The following is a 25,320-nucleotide window of genomic DNA, read 5'->3' as shown; positions in this document are numbered from 1 at the left end:
CGCGCGGCCCTCAGGCCGCCCGCAGCCGCCGCCAGACCGCCTTCGCCGCGTGGTGGCCCGACATGCCGTGCACCCCGGGGCCGGGCGGGGTGGCCGAGGAACAGAGGAAGACCGCCGGATGCGCCGTCGCGTACGGCACGCGGGCGAGCTTGGGGCGCAGCACCGTCTGGAGGCCGGAGAACGCCCCGCACGCGATGTCGCCGCCGACGTAGTTGGCGTTGCGCGCCGCGAGCTCGGGCGGCCCGGCCACCGCGCGGGCGAGCACCCGATCGCGGAACCCCGGGGCGAAGCGCTCCAGTTGGCGTTCGATGACATCGGTGGCGTCGCCCTCCCAGCCCGACGGGACGTGTCCGTACACCCAGAAGACATGACGGCCCTCGGGGGCGCGGGACGGGTCGACCAGGCTGGGCTGAGCGGTGATCAGGAACGGCACGCTCGGGTCCCGGCCGGTCACCGCGGCCGTCAGCGCGGCGTCGATCTCACCGGCCGAGGGGCCGATGTGGACCGTGCCGGCCCGGCGGGCCTCCGCCGCGGTCCAGGGGACGGGGCCCGACAAGGCGTAGTCGATCTTGAAGCAGGACGCGCCGTACCGGAAGCCGCGGTAGGCGTGGCCCAGCCCGGCGATACGGGCGAGGGCGGTGGGCGAGGTGTCGAAGACGTAGGCGCGGGCGGGCGGGAGCTCGTCGAGCCGCTTGACCTCGGTGCCGGTACGGATCGTGCCGCCCTGTTCGCGTATGTACGAGGCGAGGGCGTCGGAGATGGCCTGCGAGCCGCCGCGCGGCACCGGCCACCCCTTCTCGTGCGCCGCCAGCGCGAACAGCAGGGCGATCCCGCCGGTCGCCGGGCCGCTGGTGGGCGCGATGGCGTGGGCGGCGAGCCCGGCGAACAGACCGCGCGCCTTCGCGCCGCCGAAGCGGCGGGAGAGCAGCGAGGCGGGCTGGATCGCGTCGAGTCCGAAGCGCACCCAGCGGTAGGGGTCACGGGGCAGCCCGTCCCACGGGGTGCGCAGGAAGTCCTGGGCGAGGGTGTCCCAGTGGCCGAGATACGGAGCGACCAGCCTGCGGTACGTCCCGGCGTCCCGGGCCCCCAGCGACATGGCGCTCTCCCCCACCGAGCCGGTGAGCACGGCGGCCGTGCCGTCCGGGAACGGGTGGGCGAGGGCCAGCTCGGGCTGGAGCCACTCCAGGCCGTGCCGGGCGAGCGGCATCGCGTTGAACGCGGGTGAGCCGATGCCCAGCGGGTGGACGGCGGAACAGGGGTCGTGGCGGAATCCGGGAAGGGTCAGCTCCTCGGTCCGGGCACCGCCTCCGACGGTCTTCTCCGCTTCGAAGACCTCCACGGCGAAGCCCCGGCGGGCCAGTTCGGCCGCGGCGGTCAGTCCGTTGGGGCCCGCCCCCACGATGACGGCATCGAGCATCGACGGCACCTTCGGACTCCTTCGTCAGCCGATGGCCAGGACACCCAGGATATTCCGAGGCACCGACAGCGCGGCCGCGGGTAGGGTCACCGCGCGAAGAAGGCACCCGGACCCTCCTCCGGACGACCGGGACGACGGGCGGGATCCGGTGCCGTACGGCGGGCGGAGGAGGAACCATGGTGGCCGAAGGCGACCCGGCGGGGCACGGCACCGGACCGCGCGGACCCGACCCGGCCCGGACGCCGGACCCCGGAGCCCCTGTCGCGTCCATGCCCGCCCGTATCGCCGGGATGGCGTCCCGGCTCACCGCGCTGCCGGGCATCCGGGCCGTCGCCCTCGGCGGCAGCCGGGCCCGTGGCGCCCACCGTCCGGACTCCGACTGGGATCTGGGCCTGTACTACCGCGGCGCCCCCGACATGGCCGCGCTGACCGCGCTGGCGTCCGAGGTGCAGGGCTCCCCCGTCGAGGTCGCCGGGCCCGGCGCGTGGGGGCCCTGGGTGGACGGCGGCGCGTGGCTGCGGGTGGACGGTGTCCCGGTGGACTGGATCCTGCGCGATCTCGACCGGGTGGAGTCGGTCTGGGCGGACTGCCGCGAGGGGCGCTTCGACGTGGGCGTGCAGCCCGGCCACCCGCTCGGATTCTGGTCCCCCGCCTATCCGGGCGAGGTCGCGCTGGGGCGGGTGCTCGCCGATCCCCGCGGGGAGTTGACGGAGCTGCGGGAGCAGACCCTGACCTATCCGGAGCCGCTGCGCGCCGCGCTCGTCGCGGCCGCCTGGGAGGCGGACTTCTCGGTGGCGGCCGCCCGCAAGTCGGCTCCCGTCGGGGACGCGCTCCATGTCTCGCTGTGCCTGTCCCGGGCGTTCGGCGTCCTCGCGCAGGCCCTCCACGCCCACCACCGCACCTGGTGTCTGAACGAGAAGGGCGCGACGGCGGCGGCCGCCGCCCTGCCGGACACTCCCGCGCACTACGCCGAACGCGTCGGCGAGGCGCTGCGGGGGCTGGACACGGTGGCGGTGGAGCGGGCCGCCGGGCTGGTGCGGGAGGTGCGCGCGGTCTGCGGCGGGTGAGACGGCGAGTTCCTCGGCCGGGCGGGGCGCCGTCCGGTCAGGCTTCGCCGCGCAGCGCCCCGAGGACGCGTGCGGCGGTGGTCTCGTCGCGGGCCGCCGTGAACGGCAGGGCGTTGCCGCCCGCGATGCGGAACGGCGCGCCGGAGAGCGTGGCCTGGGCGCCGCCCGCCTCGGTGACCAGCAGCAGGCCCGCCGCGTGGTCCCAGGCGTACTCCCAGTTGAAGGCGGTCGCGTCCAGGTCCCCGCGGGCCACGGCGAGGTATTCGAGGCCCGCCGAACCGCAGGGCCGGGCGTCGATCCCCTCGGTGCGCAGGCCGAGCAGGGCGCGCTTCTGGGCGTCGGTGGTGTAGTCGGGGTGCGACATGGCCACCCGCAGCACGGCTCCGGGGGCGGGTGAGCCGGAGCGTATCGGCTCGCCGTCGAGCAGGGCGCCGGCGCCGCGGACCGCGACCGCCATCTCGTCCAGGGCCGCGGCGTAGGTCCACGAGGCCAGGAGTTCGCCGCGGTGGGCGAGGGCGACCAGGGTGCAGAAGTGCGGTTCGCCGCGGACGAACTGGCGGGTGCCGTCGACCGGGTCCACGATCCAGACGGGCGCGTCGCCGCGCAGGGCGTCGTACACCTCGGGGTGGGCGTGGACCGCCTCCTCGCCGACGACGACCGAGCCGGGCAGCAGCCGGGTCAGGGACGCGGTGAGGTGTTCCTCGGCGAGGCGGTCGGCGACGGTGACGAGGTCGTGCGGGCCGCTCTTCTCGACGATCTCGTGCGCGGCGAGCTGCCGGAAGCGGGGCAGGATCTCGGCGGCGGCCGCTGCGCGGACCGCCGCCTCGACCTCGGTCAGGTCACCGGTGAGGAATGCATCGATCATGGCCTCAGCCAATCATGCCCCGCCGCGGCGCCGACGACCTGGTCATGTCGGGGAAGTGACCGCTCAGCGTCCGACGGCGTAGCCCTGCATGCCGCGCGGGTTCGCGGCGGCGGAGAGCACTCCGGTCTCCGGGTCGCGCGCCACGGCGCACAGCCGGCCCTCGGACCAGGGGGCGCCGACGGTGACGTCATGACCGCGGCGGCGCAGTTCCTCGACGACCTCCGGGTCCATGCGCCCTTCGACGGTGACGCTTCCGGGCCGCATCCCGCGCGGGAAGAAGGAGCTGGGGAAGCTGTCGTTGTGCCAGTTCGGGGCGTCGACGGCGCCCTGGAGGTCGAGTCCGCCGCGGACCCGGCCGCGCAGGGCCACCGCCAGGAAGAAGTGCACCTGCCACTGGTCCTGCTGGTCGCCGCCGGGCGTGCCGAACGCCATCACCGGGACGCCGTCGCGCAGGGCGACGGACGGGGTGAGGGTGGTGCGGGGACGGCGGCCGGGGGTGAGGGTGTTCGGCAGTCCCTCGTCCAGCCAGGCCATCTGGAGCCGGGTGCCGAGCGGGAAGCCGAGCTCCGGGACGACCGGGTTGGACTGGAGCCAGCCGCCGCTGGGGGTGGCGGAGATCATGTTGCCCCAGCGGTCGACCACGTCGACGTGGCAGGTGTCGCCGCGGGTGGTGCCGTCCTTGGCGACGGTCGGCTCGCCGACGCCCGCCGCCTGGACGCCCAGGGCCCTGGAGCCGGCCGCGCCGGAGGCGACCTCCCGCGCGTGGCCGCTGAGCACCGGGGTGCGGCCGTCCGGGCTGCCGGGGCGCAGTTCGCGCGAGGCCTCGGCGGTGATGAGGGCGCGGCGGGTGGCGTTGTACGGCTCGGAGAGCAGGGTGTCGAGCGGTACGTCGGCGGCGTCGCCGTACCAGGCCTCCCGGTCGGCCATGGCGAGCTTGCAGCCCTCGATGAGGAGGTGGACGTAGTCGGCGCTGCCGTAGCGCGGCAGTTCGGCGGGGAGCAGCGCGAGCTGCTGGAGGAAGGCGGGGCCCTGGCTCCAGCCGCCCGCCTTGGCGAGCGTCCAGCCGTTCCAGTCGTAGGTGGCGGGCGCCTCGTAGGAGGCGGACCAGCCGGCCAGGTCGGCGGCGGTGAGGGTGCCGGTGTGGCGGGTGCCGCTGGTGTCCATGGTGGGTCGGGCGGCCTGGCTGACCAGGGCCTCGGCGACGAAGCCCTCGCTCCAGATCCGGCGGGCGGCGTCCACCTGGGCGGCGCGGTCCGCGCCGCCGGTCTTCTCCGCCTCGTCGATCAGCCGCCGCCAGGTGGCGGCGAGCGCGAGGTTGCGGAACAGCTCGCCCGGCTGCGGGGACGTGCCGCCGGGCAGGTAGACGTCGGCGGAGGACCGCCACTCGGTCTCGAAGAGTTCACGGACGGTCTCGACGGTGTGGCCGACGCGCTCGACGGGTGCGTGGCCGTCCTCCGCGTAGCCGATCGCGTACCGGAGCACCTCGGCGAGGGTCTTGGTGCCGTGGTCGCGCAGCAGCAGCATCCAGGCGTCGAAGGCGCCGGGTACGGCCGAGGCGAGCGGTCCGGTGCCGGGCACCAGGTCGAGGCCGAGGGAGCGGTAGTGGGCGACGGTCGCACCGGCCGGGGCCGGGCCCTGTCCGCACAGCACCCGGACCTCGCCGTCCTTCGGCGCCAGGATCATCGGCGCCTCACCGGCCGGACCGTTGAGGTGCGGCTCCACGACGTGCAGGACGAACCCGGCGGCGACGGCCGCGTCGTAGGCGTTGCCGCCGTCCTCCAGGACGGCCATCGCCGACTGCGAGGCGAGCCAGTGGGTGGAGGACACCATGCCGAAGGTGCCCTGGAGGGTGGGTCGGGTGGTGAACATACGGGGTCTCACCTCGTTGTTTACGCGCGTCGGACGGTCGGATCCGCACTCAGGATCGGGCCCGGGGAGAATCTGGGGAGTTTGGACCGGAACTCTGCGGGTGCCGATTAATCATCCGACCTGCTCAGGGGACATGTTGGTACTCATGCAGGTTTCCGCCGAGCCGGTCTCGTCGGTGGACCTCCAGATGCGCGATCTGTCCTGGTTCGGTGATCGGTTCAGGTAGCGGGCGGAGCGGGGCGGCTTGGCCGAGGGCCCGGTGCGGCCGATGCCCGTTGTAGAAAGATCCGAACTCTTGGAGCACGTGCAGGAGGTGGCTTTGGTCCCAGATCAAGGTGCGGTCCAGCAGCTCCCTGCGGCAGGTCTGTATCCAGCGCTCCATGATGGAGTTCATTCGGGGCATCCGGACACCACTGGTGACGACCTCCAGCCCGGCGTCGGCGAGCACGGCGTCGAAGGCCTGTGTGAACTTCGAGTCCCGGTCGCGGATCAAAAACCTGGCCTGGCTGCCCGCGTCCTGGAGATCCATGGCGAGATTGCGTCCGACCTGTAGCACCCAGTCCGCGGTGGGGTGTGCGGTGGCGCCCAGGATCCGGATCCTGCGGGTGGTGTGCTCGATGACGGCGAAAACGTACAGGCGTGCCCCGGCCAGGGTGCGGGTCTCGAAGAAGTCGCAGGCGAGGAGCGCGTCGGCCTGGCTGCGCAGGAAGTCAGCCCAGGTCGTGCCTTCGCGTTCGGGAGCGGGCGGGATGCCGTGCTCCTTGAGGATCTCCCAGACGGTGGAGGCGGCGATCTTGATACCGAGCGCCGCGAGCTCACCGTGGATGCGCCGGTACCCCCAGGAGCTGTTCTCGCGTACCAGGCGCAAGACCAGGCTGCGGATCGAGCGGACTGTGGGTGGGCGCCCTCGCCGCCTCGGTGCGCACGTAACGGCATGGCGCTGTTTGAGCAGGTCGCGGTGCCACCGCAAGATCGTGTCGGGACGCACCAGCAGCAGGAGCCGGCGCAGCCTGTTCATCGGGAGACGATGGAGCAGGCCAGCGAGCAGCGCACGGTCGGTGTCGGTGAACGCGGGCTTGCCGACCTGGCGCTGCAGGACCAGCAGTTGGTGCCGCAGCGTGAGGATCTCGATGTCTTTGTCCCGCTCACTCATCGGCAGCAGCCGCAGGAGCGTGAACGTATGGGTGACGGCGAGGTAGGCCAGGCGCAGCAGCACGACAGATCATGATGCCGCCGACGGCCATCCGGGGGAACAGCACGAGCGCGAGTGGCGCGCGAGCAGAAGGCCTGCCAGTGACACTCAAGCTCCTGACCTGGCCGGATGATTTATCGGCACCCGCAAAGCTCGACAACGGCGCGATCAGCGAATGGGCCTGGGACGCCGCCGTGGCCGCGGGCCACGACCCGCAGAAGTGGCAGACCCAGCTTGAGGAACGGCTGGCCGAGCGCGCCACCGAGCCCACCCCGGCCTGACGCTGGCGTTGCCCATGCCGCCCTACCCGGAGCCGGCAGCCCGCAGCCCGCAGCCCGCAGCTGAGCCTGTGCCGGATCTGCTGGAAACGGCGGTGTGCCGCACGGATGATCCGTGCGGCGCACCGAGATTCTCGGGCCGGTGCCGTAGGGCGGGCCACGTATCGGCAAAGTAGCGGCGAGCCTTCCCGCGTCAGCCGCCGAGCCGACTGGTCACCCCACACGAAGCTTGCGCCAAACTCGGCTCAGAACCCGGGAGCGGGGAGGAAGGCCGGCCACCACGAGGGCACACCGCTGGGACATTCGTACGTGGCACCGCTCCAGAAAAGGGAGACAGCACACCAGCACAGGACAAAGAGTATCACTATGAGGGCGACAACATAGAAGAGTGGCCGTTTCCCCAGAAAAACTCCCACCACTACCCAACTCAAGACCAGAAGGCCCCAGAGGCACGGAATGAAGAGGAAGAGTAGAAAAGTGCCGTTCGCCGTATTGTTGACGCCTGCGTCGCATGCACTCAACGCTCTGCCGAGAAGCATTGCAGCAAATACCGCGAGGCCGAGCCCCACTGCCACCCCAAGGCATCCGTGAAGTCGTCGCCCGCCCATGCATTCCCCCAAGATTCTTGACTCCGGAAAAATCCTCAGCCGCATAATCGCCACTTTACCGCCCAGTAAAGGTACCCTGACCGGCGGCACCTGCCCGACCCGTGACAAACGGGCCGGGCAGGTATCTCATTACTTTTTCTTCACCTGATTCGTCCCCTTTTCATGCATCTCCCCCACCAGGTCGACGATGGAGGTGCGGAACTGCTGACGGGTCAATCCAAGGCCATACTGATCGAAGAGATCGACTCCTGCCTGCATCGTCATGTGGTCACCCGGGTCATCTTCACCAACGAGGATTGGATCAGAGATGGAGGCCCCTTCGACGAGAGTCTTGGAGTCGATGCCTGCGGCCCGGCCGACATATCCATAGTGGACGTTCGACCACATGTCGTAGAAGACTTGGTAGTCAGCGCCCGGGACGTCGGCGAAATAGCCGTTCTTGGAAAGGTTGAACTTTTTATCCAGTTTCGACTTGTGGTCCCATTCGCATACCTTGGGGCAGACCTTGGCGCCCCATATGACCAAGGCCGCCACCGAGTCCTTCCCCATGTCCCGACCGCCCAGGTAATCGCACCAAGCGTGAGGTCGCAGCAGACCCTGGATTGATTTGACATCGTTGGAATGTGCATTACGGGTCAGCTCGTCGTACATGTAGCTTTCGATCTGGGCGAATAGGTCCTCACCCTTCTTGAGCTCTGGCTTGGGCTCAGGGCCCTTCTTGTAGGTGATTTTCTGGGAGACTTTCCCGCCGTCGTTTTTCACGGTGATGGTGAGGATCCCGCTGGCGCCGCTGAAGCCCGTGAAGGGGGCGGGCAGCGTGTAGGTTTGGGTGGAGTGGTAGGCCCAGGTACCGTTGACCCGTCAGCAGCGGGAGTCCCCGCGCGTTGACTCCGCCTGACCCGCCCGACGTGAGCCTGACACTCCATCAGAACGAGCGTCATTCAGCGTCAAGATATCGCCCGTAACGCCCACCCCGCACATAATGCGCACGGGCAAAACCGCAGTTCAGGAGCCCTTCGCGGCCGGTTCCAGGATGGCGACGCACTCCACATGATGCGTCATCGGAAAGACATCGACTTCCGACGGCGGGTTCGAACTTGAGCCTGCTCAGGCAGAGTCAGACTCACGCCTTTCGTTCATCCGCTCGGCGCCAGGCTTCTGCCCTGCCCTCGCAGGCAGTCACTCAACGTTCCCTTGGCAGCGCCCCTGGCGGCATGAAGTCCCGCGCCACCAGGCCCGCCGCAACGTCACTTCCTGGGGAGAATCTGGGGAGTATCGACGGTCCTGGGGAGCGCGTGGGGAGACTCGACCGCGTAACGCAGCACGATCCCGAAAGACGCTGAAAGATTTATCTGCGCAGGTCAGGGGTGGGCACAGCCGCATCGATGCAGGTCAGCGCCACCAGGTGGACAACTTCGTGCCGAAAGTGCCCTGGAGAGTGGGTCGGGTCGTGAACACGGGGTCTCTCATCTCGCTGCTTGCGTGCACCGGCCCGGATGCCGAGCACTCGGGGCCGGTCCTGTGGGGGGGAATGCGGGGAGTCCGCGTCGGGCCCCTTCTCCCGATCCCCCGGGAAGACTATCGATCGCCGCGCGCCCTCTCCTGCGCGCCTCCGGCATGAACTGGGGCCGGGGAACAGGGGAGATGGCCGGCCATGGCTGCCCGCCGCCCGGCGAGGGCCGCCGTCGGCTTTCCTGCTCCCGAGGACGGGGGCGCGGGTGTGCCTCCGTACGGGAACCCGTGCGGGACGGAGCGGGACGGTACGGGGACGAGGCGCCGGGCGGCCCGTCCCCGTACCGCGCGTGGCGGCGTCGTTCAGGACTCGTCGCGCGTCGGGCCACGGCCCCGTCCCCGACCGCGTGCGCGAGGCGGCGGTGCACTCCGGCCGGGGTGGTCCTCACGCTTCGGTCCCGCCCCGGCGCAGCTCGCCCTTGATCACCTTGCCTCCGGCGTTGCGCGGGAGCGCGGGAACCACCACCAGCTCCTTGGGCATCTTGTAGGAGGCCAGCCGCCCGCCGAGGAAGCCGGTGAGTCCGGCCAGCGACAGGGTGGCCCCGGGTGCCAAGGTGGCGTACGCGACCGGCACCTGCCCCCAGCGTTCGTCGGAGCGGCCCACCACCGCGATCTCGGCCACCGAGGGGTGCTCGGCGATGGCGTTCTCCAGTTCGGCGCAGTAGATGTTCTCGCCGCCGCTGATGATCATGTCCTTCTTGCGGTCGACGACCCAGACGAATCCGTCGTCGTCCTGCTTGACCAGGTCACCGGAGTGGAACCACCCTCCCTCGAAGGCCGCCGCGGTCTCCCGGGGCTTGTTCCAGTACCCCTGGGTCACCGTGGGGCCGCGGTAGACGATCTCCCCGATCCCACCGGCCGGTACGTCGTTCATGTCCGCGTCGACGACGCGGTACTGGAGGGTCGGGATCGGCCGGCCCACCGATCCCAGCTTGCGCTGCGCGTCCTCGCCGCGCAGGACACAGGTGATGGGCGAGGTCTCGGTCTGTCCGAACACCGCGACGTTCAACGCCCCGGGGAAGCTCTCGCTCATGGCGCGCAGGGTCGCGTCGCTCGCGGGGGCGGCCCCCCAGCTGATGACCCGCAGTCTCAGGTCGCGTTCGCCGATGCCGGGCTGGGCGCAGATCAGGTCCCACTGCTGCGGCACGTTGAACACGATGGTCGCGCCCTCGCGTTCGTAGGCGTCGAGCACGGCCCCGGGGTCGAAGGCCCCGAGGGGGTGGATCACGACCGTGCCGCCGACCAGGATGTTGGCGACGATCGAACCGAGCCCCGCGATGTGGAAGAACGGGGCGGTGAGGAAGCCGATGTCGGAGTCGTCGAAGATGTCCATCGCCTGGATGCAGGTGATCGCCTGCACCTGCATGTTGCGGTGGGAGAGCATCACCCCCTTCGGCCGCCCCGTGGTCCCCGACGTATACATGATCAGGGCGGTGGACTCCTCGGGGATGTCCGGGAGTTCCATCGGCGGGTGCCCGGCCAGGAAGTCCTCGTAGGCGGTGTACCGTCCGGTGCCGTCGACCGGCCCGCCGATGACGACCACCGTGCCGATGGCCTCGGCGGCGGGCACGTCCCGGAGCCGGGGCAGCAGTTGGGCGTCGACCACGATCGCGGACGGGGTGCAGTCCGACAGGATGTGGTCGAGTTCCGGCGGCGCGAGCCGGAAGTTCAGCGGGACGGCGATGGCGCCCAGGCTGTTCGCGGCGAAGACGCTCTCCACGAACCACGGGTGGTTCAGGGTGAGCATGGCCACCCTGTCCCCCTCGCGCACACCCCGGCCGGCGAGCGCGGCCGCCAGTCGCAGCGAGCGCCCGGAGAGCTGGGCCCAGGTCGTGGTGACCCCGAGGTGGCGCAGGGCGGGCCTGTCGGGCCGCATCATCGCGTGGGTGGCCGCGTGTGCCATCCAGTGGTGACGGAAGGACCAGGCGGGAGCCGTATCCATGGGCATGCCACTCCTTGCTCTAGAGGCGAAGAGGGGGTGGAGGATGGGCGACATTATGCCTGCGGAACAGCCGCCCAAGAAGAGTTTTGTTAATCAAAAATCACATGGGTGGGCAGGGCGGGCCACGCGCTGCCCGGCCCGCCCTCCCGGCACCTGCCGACCGCGGAGCGCCCTGTGATTGACTTGCGCGCATGGCCCTGCCCCCGTACACCTCGCTCCTCCGGTGAGCGCCGATCCGCTCGCGGCCGCGCGGCCACGCAACCGCAGGCAGCTCATCTCCGAGGCGGCCGGCCGCGTGTTCAGCGAGCGCGGGTACCACGCGGCGTCCATGGAGGAGATCGCCGCCCGGGTGGGCATCAGCGCGGCGGCCCTGTACCGGCATTTCCCCAACAAGTACGCCCTCTTCGCCGAGTGCGCGCACACGATGGTGGACCGGCTGGCCGGAGTGCTGGACGAGGTGCCGCCCGAGGCGGGCCTGGCGGATCTGCTGCGCGCCGTCACCCATGTCGCCGTGACCCATCGCGCCTCCAGCGGACTGTACCGGTGGGAGGCCCGCTACCTGGAGGACGAGGACCGCCGCATCCTGCGGGCGAAATTCGCGCGCCTGGTGGGAAGGACGACCGAGGCGGTACGCCGCGAGCACCCGACAGCGTCGGCCGAGCTGTGTGCCGTGTCGGCCCTCGGCGTGATCGGGTCCATCACGATGCATCATGTCTCCATCGCCCAGCGCCGGGCCGAGAACGCCCTGTTGGCGTCCGCCCTGCGCGTGGCCGCCGCCGACCCCGCCGCGGCGGCGGACGGACCGGGCTCCGTCGAGCCGCCCGCCCGCCCGGTGCCCCGCACACGGCGCGCGGAGATCCTGGCCGCCGCCATCCCGCTGTTCGCGAGGGACGGGTTCGCCAAGGTCACCAACGGGCAGATCGCGGAGGCGGTCGGACTGGTGCCGTCCGCGATCTACCGGCACTACCCCACCAAGACGGACATCCTGGTGGCAGCCTGCCTGCAAGCCGCGGACCTGCTCACCCAGGCGGTCGACCGGAGCCTCGCGGGCACCGACGACCCGCGCGAGGCCCTGAGCGCGCTGGCGGCCACCTACGTGGCCTACAGCTTCGAGCACACCGCACTCACCGGCGTCGCCGAGGCCGAGATCGTCGGTCTGCCGGACACCCTGCGCCGGCCGCTGATTCGCGCGCAGCGCGACCACATCACCGTATGGGAACAGCAACTGCTGTCCGTACGACCGGAGCTGGATCCGCGGCAGGCGCGGTTGCTGGTACACGCGGGGTTCGGCGTCGTGGTCGAGACCGGCCGCGTACTGCGCTGGCGGGACACCCCCGAGAACCGCGAGGCCGTCACCGCCCTGGTCATCGCCGCGCTCGGCCTGGGATAGCCCCCGGGCCGGTCGCACCCCGCGCCCCGCCGCGGCGGCCGCGGGACCTCCGCAGCGGAGCGGACCGGCTCAGGCCCCCGGCCGGTTGGCGGCGGGGAGGACGATCGGGGTCTGCGTCGGAGAGGTCCCGTTGTTCAGGAACATCATCGCGACGCCGCGCACGAACTGGTCGAACAGGTAGATGCCGTCCGGGACGATGGGCGAGAGCCCCTCCCGGAACGCGACGTACACCGGCCAGGCCACCCTGATCAGGCCCCGGGACACCCAGTCGCGCGGCAGGCCCAGCCAGTCGGCGTACGTGTCACCGATCAGGTACCGGACCATCTCGTTGACGAACCCGGTGGTCAGGCCCAGGGTCGCGTCCTCGATGTACCCGATCAGCGTCCTGGCCAGGTTGATGCCCTCGGCCGTCGGCGAGACGACCGGCCACAGCATCTGGTCGGCCTGGCGCCGCGCCTCGGCCCAGTCGGCGGGGATGAACTGGTGCTGCACACCGAGCAGATGGAGGGCGACCTGCCAGGCGTGCAGGTCGGCGGCCTCTTCGCCGGCCGATCGCTTGACGCCCCATTTCTTCAGGTTGTTGTACGCGACGGTGGCCACGGAGTGGAAGGTGACCAGGATGTCGCCGTTGCTGATCGGCTTCGGCTGGTCCGCGGTGTCCATGAAACGCTTCGAGGTCACCAGCAGGTTGCGGACCACCGAGTGCACCAGGCGCGTCTTGTTGGCGCTCACGACGAAGTGCCCCGAGGGCTGCCAGGCCGTCGGGCTGTGCAGGTCGTACCCGAAGGTGAAGGTCTTGGCCGCGCGGTCCTTCATGTCGGCGCCGCCGGCCGACCAGTAGACCGCCCTGGCCTCGCGCGGGATCACGGTGCTGAGGATCCCGCTGCCCAGGCTCTCCGAGACGAACAGGTAGCTGTTCAGACGCTTGTAGAGCTTCTCGGACGCGGCGAGCAGCCCGGGATCGGCCCAGGAGGGGAGCTGATTGGCCTCCCTCAGGTAGTCGGTCAGATAGCCGGGCATGCCGGACGGCAGAGCGTCCTTGTTGCAGACCCAGGAACTCCAGGCCTCGTTGACCGAGGGGATCGATCCGTCGGCGAGGAGGCGCGCCGCGATGTCGTCCGCGACCGGATCCCAGACCTGGAACGGGTCGGCGACCGTGTCGGTCCGGGCGATCGAGCCCGCGGAGGACCACGACCAGGCGCTCGGGATGCTCGTCACGCTCGCGAGACCAAGTACGGCGCCGATCGACATGGCACGCCTTCGGGTGAGATCTTCCATTTACTTGTCCACCTTCCACGCGAGGGACTCGACCTTGAACGGGCTTATGGCTTAAGGACTTCGAGCCGAGCGCAAGGTTGTCCTGCGGTGTGATTTTTGATTAACATAACGATGCGTCCAGTCGTCGGCAAGACCTGTGCACGCGTCAAAACGCCCGCTCCGCACCGCCTCGTCGCGCCCCTCCGTCCCACCGGCTGAGCAGGTGCCGCGGACCCGGACGGCACACGGGCGACCGGACCCACTCACCTGCCAGGCCCCCTCCCTAGGAGCTCCCATGAGCACGGAGCAGGACCCGATGGACGCGCCTTCACCCGGGGTGCGCGCCGACTCCCGGCCCCCTTGGGTGACCGACGAACTGATCAGCCGGTGGTGCGCCTGGGTGCACCGGGACGAGACGTCCCCGCAACCGTGCGCGGCGGAACCGCTGACCTCGCTCGCGCCGTTCGACCTGTCGCCGGTCGCGACCGTTCCCTCCTGTGCTCCGCGGGACGTCGAATCCGCGGCAGCCGCGGCAGCCGCCGCCCAGCGGCGGTGGGCGCGAACGCCGTTGGCGCGTCGCGGTGAGATCGTGCTCGCCTTTCACGACCTGCTCCTCGAACGGCAGGACCAGGTGCTCGACCTGATCCAGTGGGAGACGGGGAAGGCCCGGTACCACGCCTGGCAGGAGGTGGCGCAGGTCGCGACCCTCGCCCGGCACTACGCACGCCGCGCCGGCCGGTATCTGGCCGCCCGCCGGGTGCGCGGGATGGTCCCGGGGCTGACCAGGGTCGGGCAGTCGCGGATCCCCAGAGGCGTGGTCGGGGTCGTCTCCCCGTGGAACTACCCGCTCTACCTGGGAGCGGGCGATGTGCTCCCGGCCCTGCTGGCCGGGAACGGCGTGGTCTCCAAGGCCGACCCCCAGACCCCGCTGACCCTGCTCTGGACGCGCGCCCTGCTGCACGAGGCGGGGCTCCCGCCCCAGCTGTGGCGGATCGTTGCCGGAGACGGCGCCGTGGTGGGTACGGCCCTGGTCGACGCGGTCGACTTCGCCTGCTTCACCGGATCGACCGCCACCGGACGTACCGTCGCCGAACGCGCCGCCCGGCGGCTCATCGGCGCCTGCCTCGAACTCGGGGGCAAGAACCCGCTCATCGTGCGCGAGGACGCCGACGTCGCCGCCGCGGCGGCCGGCACGGCCGTGGCCGCCTTCACGAACACCGGGCAGATGTGCATCCACGTCGAACGCGTCTACGCGCACGAGAAGGTGTACGACGCCTTCCGCGACGAACTGGTCCGCGTGACCCGGTCGTTGCGGCTGGGAAGGTCCTACGACTACGGCTACGACCTCGGTTCGCTGATCTCCCGGGCGCAGCTCGCGGCGGTCGAGGCCCACGTGGACGACGCCGTCGCCAAGGGGGCCGAGGTGCTCACGGGCGGCCGGGCGCGTCCCGACATCGGGCCGCTGTTCTACGAACCCACGGTCCTCGGGGGCGTCACGCCGGAGATGAGCGTCTGCGCCACGGAGACGTTCGGACCGGTCGTCTCCCTCCACCGGTACGCCACCGACGACGAGGCGCTGGGCCTGGCCAACCAGGGGGCGTACGGCCTGTCCGCGTCGATCTGGTCCAGGAACACCCGCGAGGCCGCCCGGATGGCCGGGCGGTTGCGCTGCGGATCGGTCAACATCAACGACGGGGCGGCCGCCGCGGCGGGCAGTGTCGAAGCCGAGATGGGCGGTATGGGCGACAGCGGGCTCGGACGCCGGCACGGGGCGGAGGGCATCCGCAAGTACACCGAGACCCAGACGGTCGCCGTCCAGCGCCTCATCCCGCTCGGGCCCCCGCCCGGACGGTCGGCGCGGAACTTCGTACGCCGGACCAACGGCCAACTGGCCCTGCTGCGCCGGCTGCGTGTGCGATGAGCGGCGGTACGCCTTCCGTACGGGAGCGGTGGAACGCGCTGCGGACCGCGACGGGCCCGGTCGCCCCGGACGCGCTCGACGCCCTGTGGGCCGACCTCGCGCCGGTCGACGCCTCGTCGATCCTCGGCTCCTGGCGGGGCTTCGTCTTCCCGACCGGCCACCCCGTCGAGCGGGTGCTCGCCCGCAGCCGGTGGCACGGCAAGCGGTTCGTCTCGCTGGACGACGCCAAACCGTTGATCTGCCGCGCGGACGACGGTGGTCTCCGCTCCGACACCGCGGCGGGCCGGGGCGAGGCCAGTCTCTGGAACATCGAGTTCCGTGGCGAGGTGACCGCCACCATGGTGTACGACGGCATGCCCGTGTTCGACCACTTCAAGCGGGTGGACGACACCACCCTCCTGGGCGTGATGAACGGCAAGGCCGCCGCGGTGTCCGCCGGCGGTCACCTCCTCTACTTCGGCCTGGAGCGCGAATGAAGGTCTCCGCCGTGCTGTCGCGCGGCGACGCCCCCAGCGAACTCGTCGATGCCGAACTGGACGAGCCGCGGTCCGACGAGGTGATCGTCCGGATCGAGGCGGTCGGTCTGTGCCACACCGATCTCGTCACCCGGCAGGGGCTCGGCGGGCGCCCGGCCGTCCTCGGCCACGAGGGGTGCGGCACCGTCGAACACCTGGGTTCGGCCGTCGAGGGGCTCTCGGCGGGGGACCGGGTCGTGGTCTCCTTCGCCTCGTGCGGCGGATGCCCCCCGTGCCGCTCCGGCCTTCCGGGGTACTGCGCCTGGGCCACCGCGCTCAACGGTTCCGGACGCCGTCTCGACGGTTCGCCGACGATACGCGTACGGGGAGAGCCGGTCTTCGGCTCCTTCTTCGGCCAGTCCTCCTTCGCCACCGCCGCGCTGACCGGCGCCCGTTCCTGCGTGCCCGTCGGTGACGTACCCCCGGAGGTGGCCGCGCCTCTGGGCTGCGGGTTCCTGACCGGAGCGGGCGCGGTGCTCAATGTCCTGCGCCCCCGGCGCGGGGACCGTCTCCTGGTCATCGGCGCCGGGGGCGTGGGAACGGTCGCGGCGCTCGTCGCGCTCTCCGAGGGCGTGGAGGTCGTGGTGGCCGGGCCGGTCCCGTTCCGGCGCACGCTCCCCGAGCGGTGCGGTGCCGCGGTCGTCGCCTCGCTGGACGGGCCGATGCCGTCGGTGACCCACGCGCTGGACACCACGGGCCGGCCGGAGGCGATCGCCCGCGCGCTCGAACTGCTCCGGCCGTGCGGTGCGCTCGCCCTGGTGGGGCTCGGTCCCACCGAGGTCTCCCTCGACGTGCGTTCCCTGATGATGCGCGGGCTCCAGGTCCGCGGCTGCGTCGAGGGCGACGCCGACCCCGCCGTGCTCGTCCCCGATCTGATCCGGCGCTACCGGCGCGGCCGGCTGCCCCTCGACCTCCTGGTGACCACCTATCCGCTGGCCGGCCTCGACCGGGCGGTGGCCGATCAACGGGCCGGTCTGACGGTCAAGCCGGTGCTGCTCCCCGGCGGCTGAGCGCGCACGTCTCCTTCCTCTCCCACCCCGCACGTCTCCTTCTTCTCCCACCCCGCGCGTCTCCTTCTTCTCCCACCCCCAGATCTGAGTCAGGAGTTCTGATGACCGGTGTGATCTCCGCCAAGCGGTCGCTCTACGAGGAAGAACACGAACTGCTCCGGGAGACGGCCCGCGCCTTCGCCGACAAGCACGCCGCTCCGCACGCCGAGCGCTGGCGGGCCGAGGGCAAGGTCGGCCGAGAGCTCTTCGAGGAGGCCGCCAGGGCGGGAATCCTCGGCTTCAACATCCCCGAGGAGTACGGCGGCACCGGTGTCACCGACTACCGCTTCAACGCGGTGATCGGTGAGGAGTTCTCCCGCCACCCCGCGGCGGACGGCCTCGCCGCGGTGACGCTCTCCAACGACATCGTGGTCCCCTACTTCACCGGTCTGACCGACGACCGGCAGAAGGCCCGCTGGCTTCCGGGCATCGCGGCGGGGAAACTCGTCGTCGCGGTGGCGATGACCGAGCCCGGGACGGGCAGCGACCTGGCCGGCATCATCACCACCGCCGTTCGCGACGGGGGCGACTACGTGGTCAACGGGAGCAAGGTCTTCATCTCCAACGGTCAGAACGCCGACCTCGTCGTCACCGCGGTCAGGACCGGTCCGGACCGCCACGGCGGGATCAGCCTGCTGGTCGTCGAGGCCGACCGGCCGGGATTCTCCCGGGGCCGCAACCTGGAGAAGGTCGGGCTGCACGCGCAGGACACCAGCGAGTTGTACTTCCAGGACGTGCGGGTGCCCGTCGCCAACCTGCTGGGCGAGGAGGGCACCGGGTTCACGTCCCTGGTGCACAACCTCCCGCAGGAACGCATCTCGATCGCCGCCAACGCCATGGCCTCCGTCGAGGGGGTGCTGGAGCGGACCCTGGACCACGTCAGGGCACGCGAGGCGTTCGGCCGGCCGATCGGCTCCTTCCAGAACACCCGCTTCCAACTGGCCGAGATGGTCACCACGGCCCGGGTGGGCCGTGCGTACCTGGACGACCTGCTCGCCCGGCACGCACGGGGAGAACTCACCGCGGTGGACGCGGCGTCCGCGAAGTTCTGGGCCACCGAGCACTACGTCGACATCGTCGGACGGTGTCTGCAACTCCACGGCGCCTACGGCTACATGCTCGAATACCGCATCGCCCACGACTATCTCGACTCGCGGATCACCACCATCTACGGCGGCACCACCGAGATCATGAAGGAGATCGTCGGCCGCGACCTGGGCCTGTAGCCCCCGCGGTTCTCCCTCCGCGTACTCCGTGAGCCCTCTCCCGTCGAGCCCCGCGCGTCCCGCGCACCGGTACCCGGCTCCTTCCGGGCACGTCCCGTCCCGAGAAAGGGGGCGTCATGTCCGACGCCTACATCTTCGACGCCGTCCGGACGCCACGCGGCAAGAACCGCGGCGGCGCCCTCCACGGCACCAAGCCCGTCGACCTGGTCGTGGGCCTGATCCACGCGATCCGCGAACGCAACCCCGCCCTCGACCCGGAGCTGATCGACGACATCGTGCTCGGGGTCGTCTCTCCCGTGGGCGAACAGGGCGGTGACCTCGCCCGCACCGCCGCCCTGGTCGCCGGGCTGCCGGACACCGTGGCCGGTGTGCAGGTCAACCGCTTCTGCGCCTCGGGGCTGGAAGCCGTCAACCTGGCGGCCCAGAAGGTCGCCTCCGGCTATGAGAGCCTCGTGCTCGCGGGCGGTGTCGAATCGATGTCCAGGGTGCCGATCGGCTCGGACGGCGGCGCCTACGCACAGGACCCCACGACCGCGTACGACGCGTACTTCGTGCCCCAGGGCATCGGCGCCGACCTGATCGCGACCATCGAGGGCTTCAGCCGCGAGGACGTCGACCGCTACGCCGCCCGCTCGCAGGAACGCGCCGGGACCGCCTGGCGGGAAGGGCGGTTCGGCGCATCGGTCGTGCCCGTGCGCGACCTCAACGGCGTGCTGCTGCTCGACCACGACGAGCACCGCCGCCCCGGCACCACCGTGGAGAGCCTCGCGGCCCTCTCCCCCTCCTTCGCCGCCGTCGGCGCCCAGGCGGGGTTCGACGCGGTCGCGCTGCAGAAGTACCACCATCTGGAGCGGATCCACCACGTCCACCACGCCGGCAACAGCTCGGGCATCGTCGACGGCGCCGCGCTGACCCTGATCGGGAACCAGAAGGCCGGCGAGCGACTCGGGCTCGTCCCCCGCGCCCGGATCGTGGCGACCGCCGTCACCGGCGCGGAGCCCACCATCATGCTCACCGGGCCGACCCCCGCGACCAGGAAGGCGCTGGCGAAGGCGGGGCTGACGACCGACGACATCGACCTGTTCGAGCTCAATGAGGCGTTCGCCGCGGTCGTCATGAAATGGCAGCGGGATCTCAAGGTCCCCGACGAGAAGGTCAACGTCAACGGCGGGGCGATCGCGCTGGGGCACCCGCTGGGCGCCACCGGGGCCATGATCCTCGGCACCGTGCTGGACGAGCTGGAACGCACCGGCGGACGCCGGGGCCTGGTCACGCTGTGCGTGGGTGCCGGGATGGGCATCGCCACCGTGATCGAACGCCTCTGACGCCCGGACCACCGCGCACCGAAAGGGAGCCACCGACATGTCCGAATCCGCCATCACCTACGTACGGGACGCCGACGGAGTCGTCACCCTTCTCCTGGACGACCCGTCCTCGTCCGTCAACACCATGAACGACGCCTTCATGACCGGACTGGAGGAGTCCGTCCCACGTCTGGAGGCCGAGCGGGACGAGATCGCCGGAGTGCTGCTCGTGTCCGCCAAGCGGACCTTCTTCGCGGGAGGCGACCTGCACCGGCTGAGCACGGTCGGTGCCGACAGGGCCGCCGAGGAGACGGCCTACATCAACCGGATGAAGGGCTGTATGCGCAGGCTGGAGCGCCTGGGCAGACCGGTCGTCGCACTCCTGAACGGCACCGCTCTGGGCGGTGGGCTGGAGGTCGCCCTCTGCGCCCACCACCGGATCGCCGTCGACACGCCCGACAGCTGGATCGGGCTGCCGGAAGTGAGCTTCGGGCTGCTCCCCGGCGGCGGCGGGATCACCCGTACCGTCCGCATGCTGGGGTTGCACAGGGCGCTGTCCGAGGTGATCCTGCCCGCGCGGAGGTTCCGCCCCCGGGCGGCTCTGGCGCTGGGGCTGATCGACGAGGTCGTCGAGGACCCCCAGGAGGCCGAGGCGCGGGCGCGGGCCTGGATCGCCGGGCATCCGGAGGCGGTGCAGCCCTGGGACGCCGAGGGCTTCCGGCTTCCGGGGGGCGATGTGCGCAGTCCGGGTGTCGCCGCGACCCTGCCCGCCCTGTCGGGCCTGCTGCGCAAGCAGACCAGGGGGGCGCCGGTGCCCGCACCGCGCGCGGCCCTGGCCGCCGCCGTCGAGGGGGCCCACGTCGACTTCGACACGGCCTCGCTGATCGAGACCCGGTACCTGGTCAGCCTGCTCGGCCATCAGGTCACCAAGAACATGATCAACGCGTTCTTCTTCGATGTGCGGCACATCAACGCGGGCGCGAGCCGGCCGGAGGTCTCCGAGCGCTTCACGGCACGCAAGGTCGGCGTCATCGGTGCCGGGATGATGGGCGCGGGCATCGCCTACGCGAGTGCCGTGGCCGGCATCGACGTCGTCCTCAAGGACGTCACGCTCGAAGCGGCGGAGCAGGGCAAGGAGCACGCCCGCGGTCTGGAAGCCAGGGCACGGGAGGCGGGCAGGACCACTCCGGAGCGGTCCCGCGCGCTCCTGGACCGGATCCGGACCACGGAGGATCCCGCCGACTTCGCCGGAGTGGACATCGTCATCGAGGCCGTCTTCGAGTCGGTGCCGCTGAAACAACGGGTCTTTCAGCAGATCCAGGAGATCGTGGATCCCGACGCGGTGCTCGGATCCAACACGTCGACCCTGCCGATCACCCTGCTGGCCGAGGGGGTGGCGCGCGAGCGCGACTTCATCGGTATCCACTTCTTCAGTCCGGTCGACAGGATGCCCCTGGTCGAGATCGTCCGCGGCGAGCGGACCAGCGACAAGACGCTCGCCAAGGTCTTCGACTTCGTCCGGCAGATCGGCAAGACCCCCATCGTCGTCAATGACTCGCGCGGCTTCTTCACCTCACGGGTGATCGGCTGCTTCATCGCCGAAGCGGTCGCCGCCGTCGGAGAGGGCGTCGAACCCGCGAGCGTCGAGCAGGCCGCACTCCAGGCCGGCTATCCGGCGGGCGCGCTTCAGCTTCTGGACGAACTCACCCTGACACTGACCCAGAGGATCCGCGTCGAGACCCGTGCCGCCGAGGAGGCCGAGGGCAGGACCTGGGTGGCCCACCCCTCGGAAGCGGTCGTGGACTGGATGATCGGGCAGGGACGAGTCGGGCGACGTGAGCGCGCCGGCTGGTACGACTACGACGCGTCCGGAAAGCGGCTCGGCATCTGGCCGGGCGTCCGTGACCGTTACGGCTCGGGCCGGTGTGTGCTGCCGGTGAAGGACCTCCAGGAGAGGATGCTCTTCGCGGAGGCCCTCGACGCCGTCGACTGTCTCGACAAGGGGGTGCTGACGAGCGTGACCGACGCCGACGTCGGCTCGATCCAGGGCATCGGCTTCCCGGCCTGGACCGGCGGTGTCCTGCGGTTCGTCAATCAGTACGACGGTGGTCTTCCGGGCTTCGTGGACAGGGCGCGGGAACTCGCCTCGGTCTACGGCGACCGGTTCCTGCCGTCCGCGTCGCTGGTGGAGCGCGCCGAGCGGGGTGAGATCCTTGAGTGAGCGCGCTCCGGACGGTGTCCGACTGCGGACCAGGCTCACGGATCTCCTGGGAATCACGTACCCCGTCGTCCAGGGCGGGATGATGTGGGTCGGCACGGCCGAACTGGCGGCCGCCGTCTCCGAGGCCGGCGGGCTGGGGATCGTCACCGCGCTCACCCAGCCCACTCCGGCGGACCTCGCACGGGAGATCACGCGTACGCGCGAACGCACCGACAAGCCGTTCGGGGTCAACCTCACGATCCTGCCGACGATCACGCCACCGCCCTATGACGAGTACCGGCGTGCGATCGTCGACTCCGGTGTGACGGTCGTCGAGACCGCGGGTGCGAGTCCCGAACCGCATCTGGAGTTCTTCGCCGGGCACGGCGTCAAGGTGATCCACAAGTGCACGAGCGTCCGGCACGCCGTCAAGGCCGAACGACTCGGCGTCGCGGCCGTATCGATCGACGGATTCGAGTGCGCGGGGCATCCCGGTGAGGACGACATCCCCGGCCTGGTACTGATCCCCGCCGCCGTCGACGCGCTGACGGTCCCGGTCATCGGCTCGGGCGGCTTCTGCGACGGCCGCGGGCTCGCGGCCGCGCTCGCGCTCGGCGCGGACGGGGTCAATATGGGCACGCGTTTCCTCTGCTCGGCCGAGGCGCCGGTGGCCGAAGCGGTGAAGCGGCGGATCGTCGAGGCGTCGGAACTCGACACTCGCCTCATCTTCCGCGAGTTGCGGAACACCGCCCGGGTAGCACGCAATTCGGTCAGCGACGAGGTCGTCGCAATCCTGGCGGACGGCGGCGCGTTCCCCGACGTCCAGCCGTTGGTGGCCGGTACTCGCGGACGCAGGGTCTTCGAGGGCGGCGACACCGAAGCCGGTATCTGGTCCGTGGGCCTGTCCCAGGGGCTGGTGCGCGACATCGCGCCGGCGGGGCATCTGGTCGAGCGGATCGTCCGGGAGGCGTACGACGTACTGACGCGGGTGACCGGGCAGTTCGCCGGCAGTTGACCGGGGCCCCGCCCCGGCCGGCACGGGCGGGGCGAACCGGGCCCTCGTGCCGCCGACTGCCGTACGGCGAACGGCACTTGTCCGGACTCCCGGATCCGCCCGCCCTCGTACGGGGCGCGCCCCTCAGAGCCAGTCGTCGCCCGGCGGCTCGCAGAGCTCGAAGACCACTTCCCCGGCGGCCGGATCCTCCACGGCGACGGGGCGCACCCGGGCCCCGACCGACACCCGGTGCGGGGCCGCGCCCACGACCCGGCAGCGGAACACGAAGCCCTCGGGGAGGCGGACGAGGGACTCGTTGCGCGCGGCCTCCGTGTAGCGATGGACGACACCGGATCTCACCACGACGCCCAGCCCCGCGCTGTGTTCGGGCTTCAGGTCGCTCGACGCGCACACCGGGCAGAGCAGCCTGCGGAAGGAGGCCGTGCCGCACCAGCGGCACCGGTGGTAGTTCAGGCCGGCTTCCTCGTGCACCGCCTGCACGGTGCCATTCGATGACTGGGACACGTTCGACCCCCTGCGCTCGGCTCGGATGCGCCGCACCTGCGCGTCGGCGCGTCCGCACCATAGGGCACTGAGTGCCGAACAGTAAAGACACTCAGTGCCAGATCATGCCGTACGAGGGGGTCGGCCCTGCCCGATGGCCGCCTCGACCTGCTGCACGACGCGCCACATCGGAGCCCCCTTCGCGGCGACCATCACCACCACGTCACCCTCGGCCGGTGGTGCGGCCGCACCACCGGAGGCCCCGCTCCCCCACACCCGGCGCACCATTCCCAGGGCGTGGTCGACGGCCGCCTCCGCGTCCCCCTCGCCGCCCGAACGCAGCCAGGTCCGCAGCCCGTTGTTGTGCGCGGCGACCACGGAAGCGGCGATCACCTCGGCGCGCAGCGCCCCGTCGTCCGACGTGCCGTACCTCCCGCGCAGATAGCCGGCCAGCGTCTGCTCGTACCGCCGCACCACGGACAGTTCGTAGGTGCGCAGTCCGGGCACCTCCCGGGTGAGCCGGTACCGCTGGACGGAGAACTCCGGGTCGGCGGAGTACATCCGCAGCACCAGCCGGGCCGCGTCGCTCACCGCGTCCACCGGCTCGGCGTCGCCGGCCTCCGCCAGGAACGCGGTCATGTCGGCGAGGCACCGTTCGTGGTCCGGGAAGACGGCGTCCTCCTTCGAGGGGAAGTACCGGAAGAACGAACGGCGTCCGACCCCGGCCCGCGCCACGATGTCGTCCACCGTGGTCTGCTCGAAGCCCCGCTCCAGGAAGAGCTGGAAGGCCGCCTGGGCGAGCACTTCCCGCATCGGGGCCTTCTTGGCTGGTCTGCGCGCGTCAGTCATGCCGGGAACGTAGCACCGGAAGGCCGTATATGGCACTAGGTTCCTTTACAGAGGGTACTGAGTACCATAAGGTCGTCCTTACGAACCACACCCAGGTAGGAGAGCCGGCGTGAGCTTGAGGATCGTTGTCTGCGTGAAGTACGTGCCCGATGCCACGGGGGACCGGCGTTTCGCCGATGATCTGACGGTGGACCGTGAGGATGTGGACGGTCTGTTGTCGGAGCTGGACGAGTACGCGGTGGAGCAGGCGTTGCAGATCGCGGAGGGTGCGGACGAGGCGGAGGTCACCGTGTTGACGGTGGGTCCGGAGGATGCCGGGGACGCGTTGCGCAAGGCGTTGTCGATGGGTGCGGACCGGGCGGTGCATGTCGAGGACGAGGGGTTGCACGGCAGTGATGTGATGGGTACGTCGTTGGTGCTGGCGAAGGCGGTGGAGAAGGCCGGGTTCGACGTGGTGGTGTGTGGGATGGCGTCGACGGACGGGGTGATGGGGGTGTTGCCGGCGGTGCTGGCGGAGCGTCTGGGTGTGCCGCAGGTGACGATGTTGTCCGAGGTGTCGGTGGAGGGTGGTGTGGTGCGGGGGCGTCGTGATGGTGATGCGGCGTCGGAGTCGCTGGAGGCGTCGTTGCCCGCGGTGGTGTCGGTGACGGACCAGTCGGGTGAGGCGCGGTATCCGTCGTTCAAGGGGATCATGGCGGCGAAGAAGAAGCCGGTGGTGTCGTGGGATCTGGATGATCTGGGGGTGGGGGCCGGCGAGGTGGGTCTGGCGGGTGCGTGGTCGGTGGTGGATGCGGTGGCGGAGCGTCCGGCGCGGTCGGCGGGCACGATCGTGAAGGACGAGGGTGAGGGCGGGCGCCGGCTGGCGGAGTTCCTCGCGGGCCAGAAGTTCATCTGAGCCCCCCGGGGGCTCCGTGCCCCTCTCGTTCTCTGGTTCCTGTCTCTGTCTGTCTTCCTCTGTTTCTTCGCTAGTCGCAGGAGATTGAAGTCCCATGGCTGAAGTTCTGGTTTTTGTCGATCACGTGGACGGTGCGGTGCGCAAGCCCACGCTGGAGTTGCTGGCGCTGGCGCGTCGGGTGGGTGAGCCGGTGGCTGTCGCGGTGGGTGCGGGTGCCTCGGGTACGGCGGGGGTGCTGGGTGAGCACGGTGCGGTGCGGGTGCTGACGGCGGAGGCGCCGGAGTTCGGTGAGTATCTGGTGGTGCCGAAGGTGGATGCGTTGCAGGCGGCGGTGGAGGCGGTGTCGCCGGTGGCGGTGCTGGTGCCGTCGTCGGCGGAGGGCAGGGAGGTCGCTGCGCGGCTGGCGGTGCGGATCGGTTCGGGGGTCATCACGGACGCGGTGGATCTGGAGGCGGGTGAGGGGGGT

General features: G+C 70.9%; 20 protein-coding genes and 1 pseudogene. 12 read left to right on the top strand and 9 right to left on the bottom strand.

Annotated elements, in window-relative coordinates; all coding sequences use genetic code 11:
• Positions 1–10 precede the first annotated feature (10 nt).
• Entirely contained in the window at positions 11–1,426 is a 1,416-nt protein-coding gene (locus ACFVFH_RS21040; protein WP_383770834.1) for a phytoene desaturase family protein, read from the bottom strand.
• 260 nt (positions 1,427–1,686) lie between these two features.
• Here ACFVFH_RS21040 and ACFVFH_RS21035 point away from each other — a divergent pair, with 260 nt between their 5' ends.
• Positions 1,687–2,484, top strand: coding sequence for a DUF4037 domain-containing protein (locus ACFVFH_RS21035; protein WP_383771526.1), 798 nt, complete (start codon positions 1,687–1,689; stop codon positions 2,482–2,484).
• Between the two features lie 37 nt (positions 2,485–2,521).
• Here the strand turns inward: ACFVFH_RS21035 and ACFVFH_RS21030 are convergent, their stop codons facing one another.
• From ACFVFH_RS21030 to ACFVFH_RS21020, 3 genes are all read right to left on the bottom strand, one after another.
• On the bottom strand, positions 2,522–3,349 hold the full coding sequence (locus ACFVFH_RS21030; RefSeq protein ID WP_383770831.1) for an inositol monophosphatase family protein: 828 nt from the start codon (positions 3,347–3,349) through the stop codon (positions 2,522–2,524).
• Between the two features lie 63 nt (positions 3,350–3,412).
• Positions 3,413–5,218: a gamma-glutamyltransferase family protein gene (locus tag ACFVFH_RS21025; RefSeq protein WP_383770828.1), complete on the bottom strand. Its 1,806-nt coding sequence runs from the start codon at positions 5,216–5,218 to the stop codon at positions 3,413–3,415.
• A gap of 124 nt (positions 5,219–5,342) precedes the next feature.
• On the bottom strand, positions 5,343–6,434 hold the full coding sequence (locus ACFVFH_RS21020) for an integrase core domain-containing protein (protein WP_383770825.1): 1,092 nt from the start codon (positions 6,432–6,434) through the stop codon (positions 5,343–5,345).
• A gap of 77 nt (positions 6,435–6,511) precedes the next feature.
• Between ACFVFH_RS21020 and ACFVFH_RS21015 the strand changes: the two genes are divergently transcribed.
• A complete protein-coding gene (locus ACFVFH_RS21015) occupies positions 6,512–6,691 on the top strand; it encodes a hypothetical protein (RefSeq protein ID WP_383770823.1) in 180 nt (59 codons plus the stop codon).
• Between the two features lie 734 nt (positions 6,692–7,425).
• Here the strand turns inward: ACFVFH_RS21015 and ACFVFH_RS21010 are convergent.
• Together ACFVFH_RS21010 and ACFVFH_RS21005 are read right to left on the bottom strand one after the other, a co-directional pair.
• Positions 7,426–8,058, bottom strand: coding sequence for a polymorphic toxin type 44 domain-containing protein (locus tag ACFVFH_RS21010; protein ID WP_383770821.1), 633 nt, complete (start codon positions 8,056–8,058; stop codon positions 7,426–7,428).
• A 1,135-nt stretch (positions 8,059–9,193) separates the two neighbouring features.
• Entirely contained in the window at positions 9,194–10,750 is a 1,557-nt protein-coding gene (locus tag ACFVFH_RS21005; RefSeq protein WP_383770819.1) for an AMP-binding protein, read from the bottom strand.
• Positions 10,751–10,973: 223 nt separating this feature from the next.
• On the opposite strand from ACFVFH_RS21005, the gene ACFVFH_RS21000 reads away from it, so the two are divergent.
• Positions 10,974–12,140: a TetR/AcrR family transcriptional regulator gene (locus tag ACFVFH_RS21000; RefSeq protein WP_383770817.1), complete on the top strand. Its 1,167-nt coding sequence runs from the start codon at positions 10,974–10,976 to the stop codon at positions 12,138–12,140.
• A gap of 69 nt (positions 12,141–12,209) precedes the next feature.
• Here the strand turns inward: ACFVFH_RS21000 and ACFVFH_RS20995 are convergent, their stop codons facing one another.
• Complete coding sequence (locus ACFVFH_RS20995) at positions 12,210–13,418, bottom strand: oxygenase MpaB family protein (RefSeq protein ID WP_383770814.1); 1,209 nt, start codon at positions 13,416–13,418, stop codon at positions 12,210–12,212.
• 274 nt (positions 13,419–13,692) lie between these two features.
• On the opposite strand from ACFVFH_RS20995, the gene ACFVFH_RS20990 reads away from it, so the two are divergent.
• From ACFVFH_RS20990 to ACFVFH_RS20960, 7 genes are all read left to right on the top strand, one after another.
• A complete protein-coding gene (locus ACFVFH_RS20990) occupies positions 13,693–15,318 on the top strand; it encodes a succinic semialdehyde dehydrogenase (RefSeq protein WP_383770812.1) in 1,626 nt (541 codons plus the stop codon).
• Complete coding sequence (locus ACFVFH_RS20985) at positions 15,315–15,794, top strand: DUF4334 domain-containing protein (protein WP_383770809.1); 480 nt, start codon at positions 15,315–15,317, stop codon at positions 15,792–15,794. Before ACFVFH_RS20990 ends, ACFVFH_RS20985 begins: the two co-directional genes overlap by 4 nt.
• Positions 15,791–16,843: an NAD(P)-dependent alcohol dehydrogenase gene (locus tag ACFVFH_RS20980; RefSeq protein ID WP_383770806.1), complete on the top strand. Its 1,053-nt coding sequence runs from the start codon at positions 15,791–15,793 to the stop codon at positions 16,841–16,843. Before ACFVFH_RS20985 ends, ACFVFH_RS20980 begins: the two co-directional genes overlap by 4 nt.
• A gap of 101 nt (positions 16,844–16,944) precedes the next feature.
• Positions 16,945–18,108, top strand: a complete 1,164-nt coding sequence (locus ACFVFH_RS20975; RefSeq protein WP_383770804.1) for an acyl-CoA dehydrogenase family protein — start codon at positions 16,945–16,947, stop codon at positions 18,106–18,108.
• Between the two features lie 116 nt (positions 18,109–18,224).
• Entirely contained in the window at positions 18,225–19,433 is a 1,209-nt protein-coding gene (locus ACFVFH_RS20970) for an acetyl-CoA C-acetyltransferase (RefSeq protein ID WP_383770801.1), read from the top strand.
• A gap of 37 nt (positions 19,434–19,470) precedes the next feature.
• Positions 19,471–21,633, top strand: coding sequence for a 3-hydroxyacyl-CoA dehydrogenase NAD-binding domain-containing protein (locus tag ACFVFH_RS20965; protein WP_383770797.1), 2,163 nt, complete (start codon positions 19,471–19,473; stop codon positions 21,631–21,633).
• Positions 21,626–22,627: an NAD(P)H-dependent flavin oxidoreductase gene (locus ACFVFH_RS20960; RefSeq protein WP_383770794.1), complete on the top strand. Its 1,002-nt coding sequence runs from the start codon at positions 21,626–21,628 to the stop codon at positions 22,625–22,627. The genes ACFVFH_RS20965 and ACFVFH_RS20960 overlap by 8 nt, the downstream gene beginning before the upstream one ends.
• Before the next feature lie 123 nt (positions 22,628–22,750).
• Here ACFVFH_RS20960 and ACFVFH_RS20955 read toward each other — a convergent pair whose 3' ends face one another.
• Positions 22,751–23,131 (bottom strand): Zn-ribbon domain-containing OB-fold protein, encoded by a 381-nt coding sequence (locus tag ACFVFH_RS20955; protein ID WP_383770792.1) that lies wholly within the window; start codon positions 23,129–23,131, stop codon positions 22,751–22,753.
• 102 nt (positions 23,132–23,233) lie between these two features.
• Complete coding sequence (locus tag ACFVFH_RS20950) at positions 23,234–23,923, bottom strand: TetR family transcriptional regulator (protein WP_383771524.1); 690 nt, start codon at positions 23,921–23,923, stop codon at positions 23,234–23,236.
• A 145-nt stretch (positions 23,924–24,068) separates the two neighbouring features.
• Between ACFVFH_RS20950 and ACFVFH_RS20945 the strand changes: the two genes are divergently transcribed.
• On the top strand, positions 24,069–24,854 hold the full coding sequence (locus tag ACFVFH_RS20945; RefSeq protein WP_383770790.1) for an electron transfer flavoprotein subunit beta/FixA family protein: 786 nt from the start codon (positions 24,069–24,071) through the stop codon (positions 24,852–24,854).
• A gap of 94 nt (positions 24,855–24,948) precedes the next feature.
• A pseudogene (locus ACFVFH_RS20940) lies at positions 24,949–25,320 on the top strand (electron transfer flavoprotein subunit alpha/FixB family protein); the annotation flags it as partial.

Source organism: Streptomyces sp. NPDC057697 (assembly GCF_042799335.1).
GTDB lineage: Bacteria > Actinomycetota > Actinomycetes > Streptomycetales > Streptomycetaceae > Streptomyces.
The sequence above is the reverse complement of the archived record's forward strand: the minus strand, read 5'-3'. Positions and strand labels throughout refer to the sequence as shown.

Bases quoted from the DNA above. Each gene is read 5' to 3' on its own strand.
- ACFVFH_RS20965 (WP_383770797.1), top strand. From the start codon at position 19,471: ATGTCCGAATCCGCCATCACCTACGTACGGGACGCCGACGGAGTCGTC.
- ACFVFH_RS20970 (WP_383770801.1), top strand. From the start codon at position 18,225: ATGTCCGACGCCTACATCTTCGACGCCGTCCGGACGCCACGCGGCAAG.
- ACFVFH_RS21035 (WP_383771526.1), top strand. From the start codon at position 1,687: ATGCCCGCCCGTATCGCCGGGATGGCGTCCCGGCTCACCGCGCTGCCG.
- ACFVFH_RS21025 (WP_383770828.1), bottom strand. From the start codon at position 5,218: ATGTTCACCACCCGACCCACCCTCCAGGGCACCTTCGGCATGGTGTCC.
- ACFVFH_RS20985 (WP_383770809.1), top strand. From the start codon at position 15,315: ATGAGCGGCGGTACGCCTTCCGTACGGGAGCGGTGGAACGCGCTGCGG.
- ACFVFH_RS21030 (WP_383770831.1), bottom strand. From the start codon at position 3,349: ATGATCGATGCATTCCTCACCGGTGACCTGACCGAGGTCGAGGCGGCG.
- ACFVFH_RS20980 (WP_383770806.1), top strand. From the start codon at position 15,791: ATGAAGGTCTCCGCCGTGCTGTCGCGCGGCGACGCCCCCAGCGAACTC.
- ACFVFH_RS20975 (WP_383770804.1), top strand. From the start codon at position 16,945: ATGACCGGTGTGATCTCCGCCAAGCGGTCGCTCTACGAGGAAGAACAC.
- ACFVFH_RS20990 (WP_383770812.1), top strand. From the start codon at position 13,693: ATGAGCACGGAGCAGGACCCGATGGACGCGCCTTCACCCGGGGTGCGC.
- ACFVFH_RS20995 (WP_383770814.1), bottom strand. From the start codon at position 13,418: ATGGAAGATCTCACCCGAAGGCGTGCCATGTCGATCGGCGCCGTACTT.
- ACFVFH_RS21005 (WP_383770819.1), bottom strand. From the start codon at position 10,750: ATGGATACGGCTCCCGCCTGGTCCTTCCGTCACCACTGGATGGCACAC.
- ACFVFH_RS20950 (WP_383771524.1), bottom strand. From the start codon at position 23,923: ATGCGGGAAGTGCTCGCCCAGGCGGCCTTCCAGCTCTTCCTGGAGCGG.